12 protein-coding genes are annotated in these 16,148 nt (G+C 30.4%); 3 read left to right on the forward strand and 9 right to left on the reverse strand.

The window, feature by feature from the left end; translation table 11 throughout:
* Window positions 1-34 precede the first annotated feature (34 nt).
* Both BW723_RS03065 and BW723_RS03070 read left to right on the forward strand, forming a co-directional pair.
* On the forward strand, window positions 35-1,213 hold the full coding sequence (locus tag BW723_RS03065) for an acyl-CoA dehydrogenase family protein (protein WP_068362451.1): 1,179 nt from the start codon (window positions 35-37) through the stop codon (window positions 1,211-1,213).
* A gap of 117 nt (window positions 1,214-1,330) precedes the next feature.
* Window positions 1,331-4,768 carry a PPi-type phosphoenolpyruvate carboxykinase family protein gene (locus tag BW723_RS03070; protein WP_068362444.1) on the forward strand — a complete coding sequence of 1,146 codons (3,438 nt, stop codon included), beginning with the start codon at window positions 1,331-1,333 and terminating at the stop codon, window positions 4,766-4,768.
* A gap of 66 nt (window positions 4,769-4,834) precedes the next feature.
* Here BW723_RS03070 and BW723_RS03075 read toward each other — a convergent pair whose 3' ends face one another.
* Window positions 4,835-5,704 (reverse strand): DUF6252 domain-containing protein, encoded by an 870-nt coding sequence (locus tag BW723_RS03075; protein ID WP_068362442.1) that lies wholly within the window; start codon window positions 5,702-5,704, stop codon window positions 4,835-4,837.
* 413 nt (window positions 5,705-6,117) lie between these two features.
* Between BW723_RS03075 and BW723_RS03080 the strand changes: the two genes are divergently transcribed.
* The gene (locus tag BW723_RS03080) at window positions 6,118-7,020 is read left to right on the forward strand and encodes a YihY/virulence factor BrkB family protein (protein WP_068362439.1); all 903 of its coding nucleotides are present in this window, start codon (window positions 6,118-6,120) and stop codon (window positions 7,018-7,020) included.
* Between the two features lie 47 nt (window positions 7,021-7,067).
* On the opposite strand, the gene BW723_RS03085 is transcribed toward BW723_RS03080, so the two are convergent.
* The 8 genes from BW723_RS03085 to BW723_RS03120 all read right to left on the reverse strand — a co-directional run bounded on the left by BW723_RS03085 (window position 7,068) and on the right by BW723_RS03120 (window position 16,143).
* The gene (locus BW723_RS03085; RefSeq protein ID WP_226789212.1) at window positions 7,068-7,493 is read right to left on the reverse strand and encodes a VOC family protein; all 426 of its coding nucleotides are present in this window, start codon (window positions 7,491-7,493) and stop codon (window positions 7,068-7,070) included.
* An 81-nt stretch (window positions 7,494-7,574) separates the two neighbouring features.
* Complete coding sequence (locus tag BW723_RS03090) at window positions 7,575-7,760, reverse strand: YgaP family membrane protein (protein ID WP_068362434.1); 186 nt, start codon at window positions 7,758-7,760, stop codon at window positions 7,575-7,577.
* A 19-nt stretch (window positions 7,761-7,779) separates the two neighbouring features.
* The gene (locus tag BW723_RS03095) at window positions 7,780-8,085 is read right to left on the reverse strand and encodes a hypothetical protein (RefSeq protein ID WP_068362433.1); all 306 of its coding nucleotides are present in this window, start codon (window positions 8,083-8,085) and stop codon (window positions 7,780-7,782) included.
* A 77-nt stretch (window positions 8,086-8,162) separates the two neighbouring features.
* A complete protein-coding gene (locus tag BW723_RS03100; protein ID WP_068362431.1) occupies window positions 8,163-11,357 on the reverse strand; it encodes an efflux RND transporter permease subunit in 3,195 nt (1,064 codons plus the stop codon).
* 165 nt (window positions 11,358-11,522) lie between these two features.
* Entirely contained in the window at window positions 11,523-12,602 is a 1,080-nt protein-coding gene (locus BW723_RS03105; RefSeq protein ID WP_068362428.1) for an efflux RND transporter periplasmic adaptor subunit, read from the reverse strand.
* 79 nt (window positions 12,603-12,681) lie between these two features.
* On the reverse strand, window positions 12,682-13,992 hold the full coding sequence (locus BW723_RS03110; protein ID WP_068362425.1) for a TolC family protein: 1,311 nt from the start codon (window positions 13,990-13,992) through the stop codon (window positions 12,682-12,684).
* Between the two features lie 310 nt (window positions 13,993-14,302).
* Window positions 14,303-15,760 (reverse strand): NAD(P)/FAD-dependent oxidoreductase, encoded by a 1,458-nt coding sequence (locus tag BW723_RS03115; protein WP_068362422.1) that lies wholly within the window; start codon window positions 15,758-15,760, stop codon window positions 14,303-14,305.
* Between the two features lie 74 nt (window positions 15,761-15,834).
* Window positions 15,835-16,143, reverse strand: a complete 309-nt coding sequence (locus tag BW723_RS03120) for a hypothetical protein (protein ID WP_068362419.1) — start codon at window positions 16,141-16,143, stop codon at window positions 15,835-15,837.
* Window positions 16,144-16,148 lie beyond the last annotated feature (5 nt).

The following is a 16,148-nucleotide window of genomic DNA, read 5'->3' on the forward strand; positions in this document are numbered from 1 at the left end:
ACATTTTACGATTTTTTAATATCAAATAATAAAGATGAAACCAGATTTATTCCAAGCTCCTGATTATTATAATTTAGATGATTTATTAACTGATGAACACAAATTAGTTAGAGAAACTGCGAGAAGCTGGGTAAAACGTGATGTATCTCCTATTATAGAAGAATATGCTCAAAAAGCAGAATTCCCAACTCAAATTCTAAATGGCTTAGCAGAAATTGGCGCTTTTGGTCCTTATATACCAGAAGAATATGGTGGAGCTGGATTAGACCAAATTTCTTATGGTTTAATTATGCAAGAAATAGAACGTGGAGATTCTGGTGTGCGTTCTACGGCTTCTGTGCAATCTTCTTTGGTAATGTATCCTATTTATAAGTATGGAAATGAAGCACAACGCAAAAAATATTTACCAAAATTAGCTTCTGGAGAATGGATGGGTTGCTTCGGATTAACAGAGCCTAACCACGGATCTAATCCTGCAGGAATGGAAACCAAATTTAAAGATATGGGCGATCATTATCTCTTAAATGGTGCCAAAATGTGGATTTCTAATGCGCCTTTTGCACAAATTGCTGTGGTTTGGGCAAAAAACGAAGAAGGTAGAATTCACGGTTTAATTGTAGAACGTGGTATGGACGGTTTTTCTACTCCAGAAACGCATAATAAATGGTCTCTACGTGCTTCATCTACAGGAGAATTAATTTTTGATAATGTTAAAGTGCCTAAAGAAAATCTATTACCAAACAAATCTGGTTTAGGTGCTCCTTTAGGTTGTTTAGATTCTGCAAGATTTGGTATTGCTTGGGGTGCAATTGGTGCTGCTATGGATTGTTATGATACTGCCTTACGCTATTGTAAAGAGCGTTTACAATTTGGCAAACCTATTGGGCAGTTTCAATTACAACAGAAAAAATTAGCAGAAATGATTACCGAAATTACCAAAGCTCAATTATTAGCTTGGAGGTTAGGTGTTCTTAGAAACGAAGACAAAGCTACTTCTGCTCAAATTTCTATGGCAAAGCGTAATAATGTAAAAATGGCGATAAATATTGCAAGAGAAGCAAGACAAATGTTAGGCGGAATGGGTATTTCTGGTGAATATTCTATTATGCGTCATTCAATGAATTTAGAAAGTGTTATTACTTACGAAGGTACTCACGATATTCATTTATTAATAACAGGATTAGATATAACAGGTTTAAATGCCTTTAAATAAAATTTCTATAACGTATTCGTTAATTTTTTGGATATATGACATTTGACAGGTTTTTTATCTAAATGATGCCATAGTTTTGCTGTAGAAATTATTCTAATCATTAAAAAGTGAAACACCATGCAAGAAACTAGAAAAGACATTGTGCAGTTTATTAACTTACAATTAGCTTCATTAGGTCAACCAACTTTTAAAGATACTAAAGGCGAGTTTTTAGATCCAAAGTTTGAAGAACTAACAAGTGGCCTAGTAAAAAGTTTACAAGAAAAATCAAGATTACTATCTAATTATCATTCACCAGTAGACACTAGAATTCAAAATTTTATAGATGATTATTTAAAAGATATCAAAATTGATAAACCAACTACTGTACCTAATAATACTTTAATCTTATCGAAAAAAGGACAAGCTAGAGAAGTTAGTTTACCTGTAGATGGTGATTCTTTTAAAAGTGATTTAGTAACATCTAGCAGAATAAAACAAGGTATTTTAAATAATCCTTTACACGATAAAAGAACCACAAAAGGTACATTTCATATTGTTGAAGGAGATTTACCTGTACCATTAGATAAATTCGAAGTACCTAAAATAGTTTTTGCTCACTTTTTAAACGCTGCATTTAATCCTTCTGATGATTTAAAAATATTACCATTTACTGCAGACCAAAAAGACAAAGCAAAAGTAATGGCTTCTATGTTGTTAAGACCAACTGTTTGCCCAGAAGTAAAAGGAGTAATTCCTGAAAAATCTTTAGAAGTTCGCTTTTTTGTGCCTGGTAATTTAGTGAGTAATTTAGATTTTGTAGAATCTATTTTTGGTAATGCTGGCGATCCTAATTTAGCACAAAACGATGCTGCTTTAGATACCGAACATTGGACAGGACATACAGGTTGTATTGTTTTAGCTCCTCAGTTATTAAAACTTAAAAAGAAAGAAGTTGGTTTACCTCATTTTGATGATGCTACAGAACGTCAGAAAAAAGACGGTATGTGCTGGAAAGATGAAAACGAATTGTATAATGATGGTGGTGCTTTTAAAATAACTTGTAGAGATGAAAGAGGTGTAGTAATTACTTTAATTGCAGACAATTATTATGGATACTCTAAAAAAGAAATAAAAACACAAATTAGCTACTCTGCCAATTTATTTGGTTTAGTAGAAGAAGAACATGCAGGTGGTGCAATTGCCTTTGCAAGAAGAGTTATGGGAGATACTTTAGATGGTAAAGACTACTCTGAATTCCATAATTTTAAACATACATTTGAAGGTGTTAAACAACTTTTAGGCGATAGCATAGAGGTTATGCCAGAAAATTATGCAGTAGATAAAAAATACCCTAACATTATTTATATCCCTGAGTTTTCTTATGTTAATATAAATACAAATAGTATAACTTGGATGCATAATAGCAAGAAGCAAAAACTTACATTATCTCCTTTTAAAACATATGTTCATCCAACAGGAAATAAATTTAAACTAGAAAAACATAAATCTGTAAACCTATGGAGAATTGTAGACACTTTTGCAGAAGGAGTTTTTTGTCATAAACCTTGTACAGTTTCTGGTGGTGGAAAATCTGAAATTTCTAAATCGATGCAAAATGCAATTACTTATAGTAATTTCAACATCCAAAATATAGAAGAAGATTTTAAAAAAGCAGATGAAATTATTGAATATGTATATTCTAATCGTTGGAAAATTAAAGATCCAAACAGACCTATTTCTAGATCATTTTTAAGTGAAAAAAGAACTTTAAGTTCTGCTGTAAGATTATTAACACCATCTGAACATAACTCTGATGAATATAATGAATTCTTAAAAAACATACCTGTTCATATTAGATCTTTAGTATTATTTGTAAAACGTTTGTACAGACAAGCCCATGGTTCTTTAAACTGGAAAGAATATATGTCTGTAGAAATAATCAACGGAAAAAAAGGAACAGGTTTATTACATAATAACACACCAGTTGTTGGTAGTTATGTAAGAATTGGTTTTAATCAACAAGGCAACTGGATGTTGAACAAATTGCGCTCTGATTTTTCTCCTTGCGAAAAAATTCAAACCGAAGATGATATTTCTGCCTCAATAACTTTACCTAGAGAATCGCTTAAAAACTTAAACCCTGAATTTACAAATAAAAGTTTAAAAGTAGTTACCAACTGTGAGGCTCACTTATTTCAAAGACCAGATGAGGCTGTAGTTAGAGGTTATGATAAAGGTGCTGAATTAGATTTAGTAACTCCAGGCCGTTTTTTAACTAATTATGAGTTATTAAAGAAAGCAGACGCAATTGTGTTATACGAAGACACTATCAACTTTGATAAATACACAAAACCTGTACAAGATTTTATAGAAAGTATTGCAAAAAGCGATAAAGATGAAGAATATTTTGCTGTACCATCTCATACAAGATTAGTAAATGGAGAGCCAACTAAAAACCCTCGTTATTTAGAACCTAATAAATTTATTAAAGAAACAGAAGCTAGTTATTTAGCTGATATTGGAGTTCGTTTGGTAAGAAGAATTAAATTAAATGAGCCTTTAAATCATGTAGTAAATGCGGTTTTACCTGGTAGAAGAAATAATCCTGTAGATAAAGCAGCTGGTATTAGACCTTTAGCGGTTTACAACCCTATTCATTACCAAGAAACTCCAGAATTATTCATGGACTTTATTTGTAGTTTAACAGGTAAATCGCCTTCTACAACAGGCGCTGGTTCTGAAGGAGCTTTAACAAAAGCACCATTTAATATGCTAACACCAACATCAGATTTAAATAATGCATTGTTATCTCATATCTTAACAGAATCTAATGGTTTTAGTACAGCTGCTGGTTATGTTGGCGCAGAAAATAAAATAGACCATGATGTAAGCTTATTAATTCCTGAAATTTGGGCAAGATTAGAACCAAAAGATAGAGATCCTGAATACTTAATTAAAAAAGGAGCTTTAGAAAAACTAGAAGATTTTGAATATAAAGGCGAACAAATTTTAGCGAGTAGACTAGGTTACAGAATTACCAAAAAATTCTCTTACAGATGTTTAAATAGAATTTTTGATGAGCCAACTGCTGTTTTCAATGAAAGAATGTTAAAACCAGAATTACAAGGTTTAGAAGATTTTGTAGACGGAATAAAAAACATTTGTGAAGCACAACAAAAAGTAGCCCTAAACTATTTTGAAGACGGAAGTGTTTCTGCTGCAATACCACCATTACAAATTTTATTACACATAATGGCTTATGGAAATTATGAAGGTAAAGACATCAGTGATCCTGAATTACGTAAATATTTAGATAGAGATTATGTAATTAACAGCGATTGGTATAAAGAAAGATTAAAATTAAAACAAGAAAAAGATATCGCGTTTTACAAAAGTCAAATCGATTATTTAGAAGCATTTATATCTAATTTAGATAATAAAGATTTAGTAGCTGAAATGGAAATTGACAAGCGTTTAGAAAAGGTTCAAGAACTACATAAACAGTCTAAATCTAAGTTTTATTTAGAAAGCTTAAATGGTACAATTGGGGCAGATCCATTGTATAAAAAATAAATAGTAACCTAAAATTATCTTACAATTTTATCCTGCAAGGTTTTTATAATCTTGTAGGATTTTTATTTAATAGGATAATTTAAACTGACCTTCAGTAATTGAAAAACTATTTGCTGATGTAGATGTAGTTGCACTAAACTCAAAGGTTCCAGATATAGTATTAGTCGTCGTATTATGACTTATAATTCTAATTTTACCATCTGCCTCATAAATTATCCCATTCACTATATATTGCGCTGTTGGGTAAGTTTGTGCTGCAAAAGTTCCAAAATCATACTCGCCAACAGCAACATTGTAAGGCACTGTTAAACTAATGCTTTCTGTAGCACTTTTATTTGCATCAATAGTAATTAGTTTATTATTTCCAATTGTAACTAAGTTGGCAAATAAACTAATATCCTCATATTCAAAACCATCAATTTTTGCAGAAAAATCTGTATTCCCAATTGGGAATTCTCCTTTTGGTATTTCACTAAATGTACCACTTAAAAAAGCTTTAGAACTACCAGAAATACTGTTTCTACCTATAAAATTAAAACTACCAGAAATAGTATTATACACATAATCTATATTCGTAATATCTATGGTACCTCTACTTGCAGTCTCACTAAAAGTGGTCCAAACATCAGAAGAGTTCGACGCATTTTCTGCGTAAGTTGCTACAGTATTTAAGCCTTCGAAACTAAAAACACCTAAATCGTAATTATCAACTCTTAATGTAAAAGACTCATTTGTTGTTACATCTATGGCATTTATAAAAAGATCATCGCCTTCTACTGTAAAATTTGCTTCACTTGTTAAAAAGGTTTCACCATCAAAAGTAGCTTGAAAAATAGCATTGTTTTCATAAACAGGAAAAAAAATCCCATTTTCTTCACAAGAATTGAAAATAAATAGAATTGATAAAAAAAGGAAACAAACCTTTATATGCTTCATTGCTTAAATGTTAAAAAACAAAAGTAAGGATATTAATTATTTAATTAAACCCGAATGCAAAAGTTTAAGAAGCAGTTTCTAATAAAACTTTAGGGCATCTTTTACAATTAACGCCCTTTTTCTTGTATTTATTGCAACATTTATTTTTTGGTTTAATACAATTAGAAGTACAAACACTGTTGCATATTGAAGTATTTTCTATAGAAATAACCGAATTCTTGGATGTATAAAAAACAATCATTAGTAATAATTAGATTGCAAATATAATTCTTTATTTAGAATAAATAAAAATAAAAAATCAATTTTAAATATGCATACATTTATCTTTATTAAAGATAAATTAATTTTGTTTTTACCAAAATACAAAGTGTTTTAAAAGTGTACTCCTTTTTTATTCATTAAATTAGCTTTATATGACAAAAAAAATAGAAAAAGACATAAAATTAAAATTTAAACTAAAACACTTACCCGAATTATTAGTTACAAGTGCTAAATCTTGGTTTAACGATGCTCCTTTTAACAAAGCTGCAATTATTGCTTATTATGCCATATTATCGTTGCCTGCACTTATTATAATTATTTTTAATTTAGTAGGATCTATTTGGGGGAAAGAGATTGTAGAAGGGCAAATTTTAGATGAAATCTCTAAAGCTATTGGTACAGAAACAGCAGAAACAATACAACAAATGATGATTAATGATGGTGATAAAAAAACTTCATTTTTTACTACAATCATTGGTATTTCAACTTTAATTTATGGTTCTTCTGGTGTGTTTTTTCAAATACAAAATATTTTAGATACTATTTGGGATGCAAAACCTAGATTTAAAAATGGTGTTTTAGAAACTGTTTTTGTAAGATTAAAAAGCTTTGGTTTTATTCTAATAATTGTATTTCTCTTATTAATAAGTTTAGTTTTAACATCCTTATTAAGCACTTTTGAAAAAAATTTAAAAAGCTTTCTGTCTAATGATGTCGTTAACTCAATTTTTACTTTAGATATTTTTATTTCTTTAGCTTCTATATATTTTATTTTTGCAGCTATGTTTAAGGTTTTACCTAACGCAAATATACCTTGGCGAGCTGTTAGAATTGGTGCTCTTTTAACTTCCATTCTTTTTGTTGTAGGTAAATATTTATTAGCAATATATTTTAGTGAGTTAGAACCAGGTTCTACTTATGGTGCTGCAGGTTCTATAATTTTAATAATGCTTTGGGTTTCTTATACTAGTTTAATCTTATTTTACGGAGCTCATTTTACAAGAGCTTACTCAAGAAAATACCTTAAAGAACAACCCAAAAAGATTGTAGAATAATAAAAAAAGCTATCTAAAAAAGTTATTTCTAGATAGCCTTATATTTTTTAAGCTTTAAAATTTAGCATCCAATGGATATTGTATTTATCAGTACATCTTCCATATATAGCATTCCAAGAGGTTTCTTGTAATGGTGTATGCACAATACCTGCGCTACTTAATTGATCAAAAACTTGGTTTAATTCTTTTTCTGAATCAAAATCTACTGCTAAATGCATATTACTTCCATTTGTAAGCGGTGTATCTGGAGAAGCATCATACATCATAATATGAAAACCTTTAGATTTTATTTCTAAATGTTGAATTTTTTCTAAATAATGGTCAGGAATATCAATTTTTGCTTCTTTGTAGGTTGTTTTTTCTATTATTTTTCCTCCAAAAATTGAAGTATAAAAGTTGGCTGCCTGTAGACAGTTTCCGTCAAATGATAAATAAGGTCTAATTTTCATAATTCTTTTGTTTATTGTTATCATAACCAAAATTAATATTGTAACCAGACCTAGTTTAGCTCTTATACTTTAAAAGTTAGCTTATTTGATGTTGTACATTTACACCTATTTTTTAATACCCAATTTCATTAAAATAGTTTCTAAAAGACACCATTTTGTAAATGCAGACTGTATCATATTTATACCAATAAATACACCAAACCACAACCAATTTATACTTACATAGTAAGTAAGAAAAACGGTTAACAACACCATAAACCCAACTATAACTCTAAAATATTTATTTAACATTTTCTATTCTTTTTTTTATTTATATAAATCTTTCTATTGGTAAAACAATCGCTTTTAAAGGATTATTTGTTTTTAAATTTTTATTGAATTCTTCTATGAATACAAACAAACCATCAATCTTTTCTTTTTCTGTAAAAGAGAAAAATAATATAGATTCGTTACCACTTTTTTCTGATGAAAACCAACTAGAAGCTTTTAAAATAGTAGGTACATTTTTATAACCATCTATATCTGAACTGCTAAAATTTTCGATATTAGCTTTTTTAAAGATGCTTAAAACATCTTTCTGATATTCTTCTACTGCTGTAACTAAGACTAATTTCATTTTAAATATTTTTATGTTCTCGCAGAATTTTATAAACCTTTTCTAGACCAATCTGCAAAATCTGCGGGAAAAGTTCTTTATTTATAATTCTTCTTTTCTATCATATAATACACCAATGGCACAACCAATAATGTTAAGACAGTAGAAACTATAGTTCCTCCCATTAATGAGATTGCTAATCCTTGAAAAATTGGATCAAACAAAATAACAAATGCTCCAATTACCACTGTCCCTGCAGTTAATAAAATTGGTGTAGTTCTTACAGCTCCAGCTTCAATTGCCGCTTGTTTTAAAGGCACTCCTTCTTCTAATCTTAAGTTGATAAAATCAATTAATAAAACAGAATTTCTTACCATAATTCCTGCTAAAGCAATCATTCCTATAAAAGATGTTGCTGTAAAAAATGCGCCCATAATCCAGTGTCCTAAAATAATCCCTATTAACGATAAAGGAATTGCAACCATCATAACAACTGGTGCTTTAAAATTTTGAAACCAACCTACAATTAAAATGTAAATTAAGATAATAGCGCCTAAAAACGCGATTCCTAAATCTCTAAAAACTTCTAAAGTAATTTGCCATTCTCCATCCCATTTCACGGTATAATTGTCTTCAAAATCTGGCTGACCTAAATACATTTCATTTAATTTGTATCCTTTTGGTAGTTCAATTTTATTTAATTTTTCTTCCATTCCTAAAATTGCGTATGCAGGACTTTCTAATTCTCCAGCCATATCTGCCATTACATAAACTACTCTTTTTTGATTTTTTCTGTAGATACTTTTTGCTGCAATTGTTTCTTTTATTTCAACCAAATCTGCAATCGGAATCATATTCCCCATTTTAGATTTTACTTTTAATTGGGAAATATCTGAAATGGTAGATTTCTCTTTTTCATCTAAACTCAACACCAAACCAACTTGATTTACAGCATTTTCATCATACAAAGTTGTAATTGCTCTGTTAGACAAAGCCATATTCATTGTATATGCAATTTGTTGTGGAGCAACACCATACAACATTGCTTTTTCTTTGTTAATTTCGAATTGATATTCTTTTTGATCTGCTTCAACCATCCAATCAATATCAACAACATCGTCTGTGTTTTTTAAAATTTCTTGAACACTATTCGCAATTTCAATTTGTTTATTATAATCTGGCCCGTAAACTTCAGCAACAATCGTCGATAAAACTGGTGGTCCAGGTGGAACTTCTACTAATTTTACGTTTGCATTGTATTTCTTTGCTATTTTTTGAATTTCTGGTCTTAATAATTTTGCAATTCCGTGACTTTGAATTTCACGTTCGCCTTTATCAACCAAATTCACTTGAATATCTGCCATATTAGAGCCACCACGTAAATCGTAATGACGAACTAATCCATTAAAAGTAATTGGTGCAGAAGTACCCACATAATTTTGATAATTTACTACTTCTGGTCTTGTAGATAAATACTGTGCAATTTCTTGTGTAACCACTCCTGTTCTTTCTAAAGTAGTTCCTTCTGGCATATCAATTACTACTTGAAACTCATTTTTATTATCAAAAGGCAACATTTTTACGGCAACAGAGTTGGTAACAAATAATACCATAGTTGCCATTAATAATAAAAATGTACCCCCTAAAAACAACCATCTTTTAGTTCCGTTTTCTAATAAAGGTCTTTCTAATTTATTATAAATTCTATAAATTAAAGTTTCTTCTAAAGGCTTTTCTTTTTTCTCCTCAGCACCTTTTTTATCTTTTTCTCTTAAGAAAATATATCCTAAATAAGGTGTAATTGTCAACGCCACAAATAATGATAAAATCATTGCAATTGATGCTCCAATTGGCATTGGCGCCATATAAGGACCCATTAAACCAGATACAAAAGCCATTGGTAAAACAGAAGCAATTACTGTAAATGTTGCCAATATTGTTGGGTTTCCAACTTCGTTAATTGCATACAAAGCAGCCTGTTTAAAAGGCAAGCGTTTCATCTTAAAATGCCTGTGCATATTTTCGGCAATAATAATGGAATCATCTACCACAATACCTGTTACAAAAACCAAAGCAAAAAGCGTAATTCTGTTTAAAGTATAATCTAACATGTAGTAACTTAACAGTGTTAAAGCAAACGTAATTGGCACAGATAAAAACACAACCAATCCTCCTCTCCAACCCATAGCTAACATAACTACAAGTGTTACTGCGAAAATTGATCCAATAAGGTGTAATAATAATTCTGATACTTTATGAGATGCAGTTTCACCATAATTTCTAGTAACTTCAACGTGCACATCATCAGGAATTAAAGTTGTGCGTAAATGATCTACTTTATCTAAAATAACTTCTGCAATTTTCATAGCATCTGCTCCTTTTCTCTTAGCAACAGAAATAGTAACTGCTGGATATTCTGATTTATATTCAGCAGATTTTTCACTTGCTTTTCCAAAACCTAAAGACACATAATTTTGTGGAATTTCTGGTCCATCAACAATTTTTGCAATTTGTTTTAAATATATAGGCTGATTTTGTTGTACACCAACTACCAAATTTTCTACATCTGTTACAGAAGCCAAAAACTTACCCGTATTTACTAAAAATTCAGTATCATTTTTATCAAAACTACCCGATGTTAATTGTGTATTATTGGCTTTTATCATTTCTGATACCGACAATAAATCCAATCCGCTTGCAGCTAATTTGTCCTTGTCTAAAACCACTCTTAATTGACGGTTTCTTCCACCAATTTTATGTGTGATTGAAACATCATTTACTTTCTTAATTTCGCTTTCTAATTCTTGCCCCATTTGGCTTAATTGATAATCACTGTAGTTTTCACTCCACAATGTTAATCCCAACATTGGCACATCATCAATAGCACGTGTTTTAACCAACGGAAACGTAACGCCAGCAGGCATTTGATCCATATGTTTGTTTATCTCATTGTATAATTTTACAAAAGAACGCTCTATATCTTCGCCCACATAAAACTGCACAATTACCATTGCTTTTTCATTCATAGCAGTAGCATACACATACTCTACACCTTTAATATTAGAAATTAATTTCTCTAAAGGTTTTACAACTCTATTCTCAACTTCTGTAGGGCTTGCTCCTGGATAACCTACAAAAATATCTGCCATTGGCACATCAATTTGTGGTTCTTCTTCTCTCGGAATTAAAAAAGAACTGTACACACCAATCACCATAAAAACGATCATTAGCAATACTGTCAATTTCGATCCGATAAAGACTTTTGCAATTTTTCCAGCTAAACCTTCTTTCATATCTTTTATATTTTTGGGCGTTTAAACAGGCTATTCATTTCAATCTTTTTTTGCCATAAACGGCAGCAAAAAAAGGATTTCCACTTCTATCCTTAACGCAATAATTCTAACTAATTCTGTAACTTTATTTACACTTATTTACAGTCAACTAAGACTAAAAACTGCTTACTGAATACTAACTTTAGCACCATTATATAATTTTCCTTCAGCAGAAAATATATAAGCTTCATCAGCATTTAAACCAGATAAAACCTCTACTTTATCACCATAAGTTCTTCCTAAACGCAACCAACGTAATAAAGCCGTATTACTTGTACTTACTGTATAAACACCAGATAATTGTCCGTTTTTAACAAGAGCTTCTGTAGGAATTAAAACCATAGAAGAAGCCGATTTTCTTTCCAAAGGAAACTGAACTGTAGCAAACATCCCTGATAAAATGGAATCATCTGTTTTAGCTAAAGTTATTTTCACTAAAAATTGTCCACCCGTATTTTTAGCAGAACTACTTACTTCACTTACTTTACCTTGAACAGTTTTCCCAATTGCTTTCACTAAAACATTTACATTTGTCCCTTTTTTAATTTGAGAAATTTCTGTTTCTGGCACCATTGCAATTACTTCAAAATTATTTGGTGTTTCTAAACTAATTAAAGGCATTCCAGGATTTGCCATATCACCTTCTTCAATATTTTTACTTGTAATTACACCACTAAAAGGAGCAGTAATATTACTATATGTAAATTGTGCATTGATTTCGTTTTTCATTTGTTTTGCAGATTCTAAACCAGCTTTTGCCATTTGGTAATTTGCTGTCATATCATCCATTTCTTTTTGAGAAATGCTATTACTTGCCATTAAATTTTTAAAACGATTGTAATTTTTTTCTGCATTTGTAAAAGCAGTTTGTGCTTGTGTAATTCCTGCATTTACTTGGGCTTTTTTTGCTTGCAAATCTGTATTATTAATTGAAACTAACAATTGACCTTTTCTTACTTTATCACCAACATTTACGTGAACTTTGGTTACAAAACCCATTATTCTTGTGCTTAAATCTGCACTATTTGTAGCTTGTATTTTTCCGCTTACAGACAAAAATGGGTTATTGCTATTTGCTTTAATTTTATTTACCACAACTTTAATTGCTGGCGAATTATCTGTACCCGCTTTTTTATCTTCACTACCACAACTCGTTATAAATATTGAAGCTGATAATAAAGTAATTATGTAGATGTATTTTTTCATTTGTATGGATTTTATTTTTTAGGTTTCGACTGCGCTCAACCAGACAAGATGCTGTCTCCTCGAGCGCAGTCGAGAGGTTTTATTGCTTTGTTAAAAATTCTAAATACGTTTGTGTAAAATTAAATTCGAATATTGTTTGATAATATTCTAATTGCTTTTGTGCAAATTGAGTTTCTGCGATTAATAAATCTGAAGTTTTTTCTAAACCTTCTTTAAATCTATTTTTTCTAATTCTTAAAGATTCCTCTGATTGTTCTACTGCCAATTTTGTTAGTTCTAAGCTATTTTTAGCATCTACTAATTGACGCTTTACTTTGTTCAATTCTAAATTACTTTTAGAAACATATTGATTGTACTCTAACTTAGATTTCTCTAATTCAGCTTTACTTTTTTTAGCTTTTCCAAAACGTTTAGAGCCTTGAAAAATATCCCAACTTAATTGTGCTCCAATAATGTAACCATTTGCATCACCTTGAAATATTTTATCATCATACATTTCGTAACTTCCAAAAGCATTTAACCTTGGTAAAAAAGCCATTTTATCAGCTTTATTCATTGCTTCATATCCTTTTAAAGCTAGTTCCATTGCTTTGATATCAGATCTGTTTTCAGAGATATTCTTGTCATCAACATTAAAACTAGCAACCGATAAATTTTCTGTTGGTTTGTATACAACATAGGTTTTATCATTCATCAAAAAAGACAAATAATTAGAAGCGTTTTGCACATTACTTTTGGCAGTTTGCAATTGATTTTTAACTTCTGTAACTCTCACCTCAACATTTAAAACATCAGCTCTTTGTAAAAAACCTTCGTTAAAACTATTATCAGCCATTTTTTTATTCGCATTTGCAGCTTCTAACGCTTTTCCTAAAACCTCTACAGCTTTGTATGCCAATTGCAATTGCATGTAAGCTTTATCAACTTCAAAAATCATATAATCTTGTGTTCTTTCGGTTTTTAAAGACATTGCTTCCATTTTAGATTTGGCTGCTTTTCTTTGATAAAAACCATCTAAATTGATAAGAGGTTGTTGTACTTCTATTTTTGTAGCAAAATTTCTTGTTGTTGTTGGGTCATTTAATAAAGCTGGATTAAAATCGTTTGCAGTTAATATTTCCTGATTTAATTTAGACCCAAAAGCCATTAACGGATTTGTTGTAGAAATACCTGTATGACTCGCAGTTATGTTTGGCAAAAACACAGCATTTGTTTGACTATAATCTGCTTTAGCTGCATTAAATTCTTCTTTAGAAATTTTAATACTTGTATTATGTTCTTTCACTTTAGCAAATACATCTGCCTTAGAAATCGGTATAATTTCTTGTGCTTGTATACTTAAAGTACTAACAAAAAGAAAAAGTATTAATATTGATTTTATATTTTTCATTGATCATTTAATTATCTAGCACAAAAGTAAGTTGAGAATAAAGAGTAGTCTGTAACCTTTGTAACACAACCCAATTTTTGACAAAAAAAAGAGGGTTAAAAACCCTCTTTTTCAAGGTATTATTAACAATACCTTAACCAACCAAAACTGACAACTACATCAGCTTACCTTTCTAGTTCCTCCATGTCCTCCAGCAACAACAATCATTATTTTTATACTTAAATAAATGAATTTGAAAAACTGGATGATAGGATTCATAATTTTAAATCTTTGATATTTTGATATTCTTTGTGTCATAATTTGATGTTTTTTATTCAGGAATTAACCACCAAAATGGTCGCATTTTAGCTTTGTAAATAAATGCATAATGCAATGCTAATTTTAACCAATGGCCAGCTAAACCTATTTCGCCAAAGGTTTTTCCTAATTTTCTCCCTTGTGTATTTGGATATTTTTCATAGTCTGGAACAATAGGAAACGTTGTTATACTTACTCCACTTCCAGAAGTTAAACCATAACCTGCAGATGCTATACAAGCAGCTCCCATATTTCCTAAAGAACCTTTATGATGCATAGAATCTTCTCCTTTTTTAATAGAATCTATAATATTATCTGCTACTAATTTTGCAGTAATTCCAGAAGGCATTCCTGTTCTTGGCGGAGAAGGTGAAATTGCTGTTCCGTTTTTACTAGTTCTAGGTTTAGAAATTGCGTGTGGAGGAGCAAAAGCAATTCCTGGTGCAAAAATGTTTTTATAATTTGGATTCTGATAAGTTTCTGGCCAATCTTTAACAGACCATTCCTCATAAGGTTTTGGTGTATAATCTGCATCAACAAGCATAAAACCTTTAAATAGTTTTTCTGTTATGTCTTTTTCATTCTTATCATAAGCTTTAAATCCGTGACCAGAAAAAGTCGGAATTAACATTGCAAAATCATAGGTTTCTGTTTTGTGTTCTCCTTCTAAGTTTTCATAATAAGCTAACCCGTCTTCAATTTTATTAACTCCTGCTCCTAATATCCATTTAATACCTCTGTCTTCAAAAATCATTTCGACCATTTCATTCGATTTCATAGTCATAGATCCATAACTCAAAAGCATTCCATCCATACCAAAATCACCTAATTGATATTCATTAGAAATCCATGTGATTTCTGCCATTTCTCGTACATTATGTTTGTGTAATTCTTGTTCTACATTTAAAATATACTCAAAAGCTGCACCTTGACAAGTAGATTTTGCGTGACCAGTACCAATTAAAATCTTAGCCTTTTTTCCTTTTTTCATCTCTTGGATTAAGGCTTCTAAACCCTGCCAAGCGTGATCTGCATGTGTGTATGTACAAACAGAATAGGTTTTATTTTCGCCAGGAATCAAACCTTCTGTAGCCTCAAAATTTAATTTTGGGCCAGTGGCATTTATCAAGTAATCGTATGTAACTTTTTCTTGAGTTCCTTTGTTTTCTCCAACAACATATTCTGCTAAAACATATGGTTTTTCTTCCTTAACATCACCCTCAGGAAAAAATGAAATTGCTTTTGCTTGTTTATAACCAATACCCTTTTTCTGATACAAAGGTGCTAAAGGAAATAAGATTTTTTCTGATTTCATTCTACCAATTCCTACCCAAATATTAGATGGAATCCATTGATAATTACTATTAGGAGAAACCACAACAACTTCATGTTCTTTTGGCAACTTTCTCCTTAAATGAGAAGCTGCTACATGACCAGAAATTCCTGCACCTAAAATGACAATTTTAGACATATTTTATGTTTTATCCAAAGATAGCATCAACATAAAATATACACAGCAACATTTGTTACATAACAAAAAAGCAGCTAGTTAGCTGCTTCTTTGTTCATTTTATTATATATCATTTTTATAGAAATAAGGCCTAAAACTCCGCCTAAAAAAGACACAATACAATTGATTATAAACAACCAAATATGAAAAGATTCATTTTGTATTATATACCAAGGATTAAAACCCAATCTACCAAACAATTTGATGAATAAAATACTACCAAATACTCCAATTAATGTATTTCCTGTAAAACCAAAAGAGTATTTTTTTTTAAAATATCCGAAGAAATTTGCTCCAATAATACCAATAAAAATACTAATTAAAGAGATTAAAGTACCTGTCATAACAT

The organism is Polaribacter reichenbachii, from assembly GCF_001975665.1.
Lineage (GTDB): Bacteria > Bacteroidota > Bacteroidia > Flavobacteriales > Flavobacteriaceae > Polaribacter > Polaribacter reichenbachii.

Bases quoted from the DNA above. Each gene is read 5' to 3' on its own strand.
- BW723_RS03095 (WP_068362433.1), bottom strand. From the start codon at position 8,085: ATGAAATTAGTCTTAGTTACAGCAGTAGAAGAATATCAGAAAGATGTT.
- BW723_RS03110 (WP_068362425.1), bottom strand. From the start codon at position 13,992: ATGAAAAATATAAAATCAATATTAATACTTTTTCTTTTTGTTAGTACT.
- BW723_RS03100 (WP_068362431.1), bottom strand. From the start codon at position 11,357: ATGAAAGAAGGTTTAGCTGGAAAAATTGCAAAAGTCTTTATCGGATCG.
- BW723_RS03115 (WP_068362422.1), bottom strand. From the start codon at position 15,760: ATGTCTAAAATTGTCATTTTAGGTGCAGGAATTTCTGGTCATGTAGCA.
- BW723_RS03075 (WP_068362442.1), bottom strand. From the start codon at position 5,704: ATGAAGCATATAAAGGTTTGTTTCCTTTTTTTATCAATTCTATTTATT.
- BW723_RS03080 (WP_068362439.1), top strand. From the start codon at position 6,118: ATGACAAAAAAAATAGAAAAAGACATAAAATTAAAATTTAAACTAAAA.
- BW723_RS03120 (WP_068362419.1), bottom strand. From the start codon at position 16,143: ATGACAGGTACTTTAATCTCTTTAATTAGTATTTTTATTGGTATTATT.
- BW723_RS03070 (WP_068362444.1), top strand. From the start codon at position 1,331: ATGCAAGAAACTAGAAAAGACATTGTGCAGTTTATTAACTTACAATTA.
- BW723_RS03085 (WP_226789212.1), bottom strand. From the start codon at position 7,493: ATGATAACAATAAACAAAAGAATTATGAAAATTAGACCTTATTTATCA.
- BW723_RS03065 (WP_068362451.1), top strand. From the start codon at position 35: ATGAAACCAGATTTATTCCAAGCTCCTGATTATTATAATTTAGATGAT.
- BW723_RS03105 (WP_068362428.1), bottom strand. From the start codon at position 12,602: ATGAAAAAATACATCTACATAATTACTTTATTATCAGCTTCAATATTT.
- BW723_RS03090 (WP_068362434.1), bottom strand. From the start codon at position 7,760: ATGTTAAATAAATATTTTAGAGTTATAGTTGGGTTTATGGTGTTGTTA.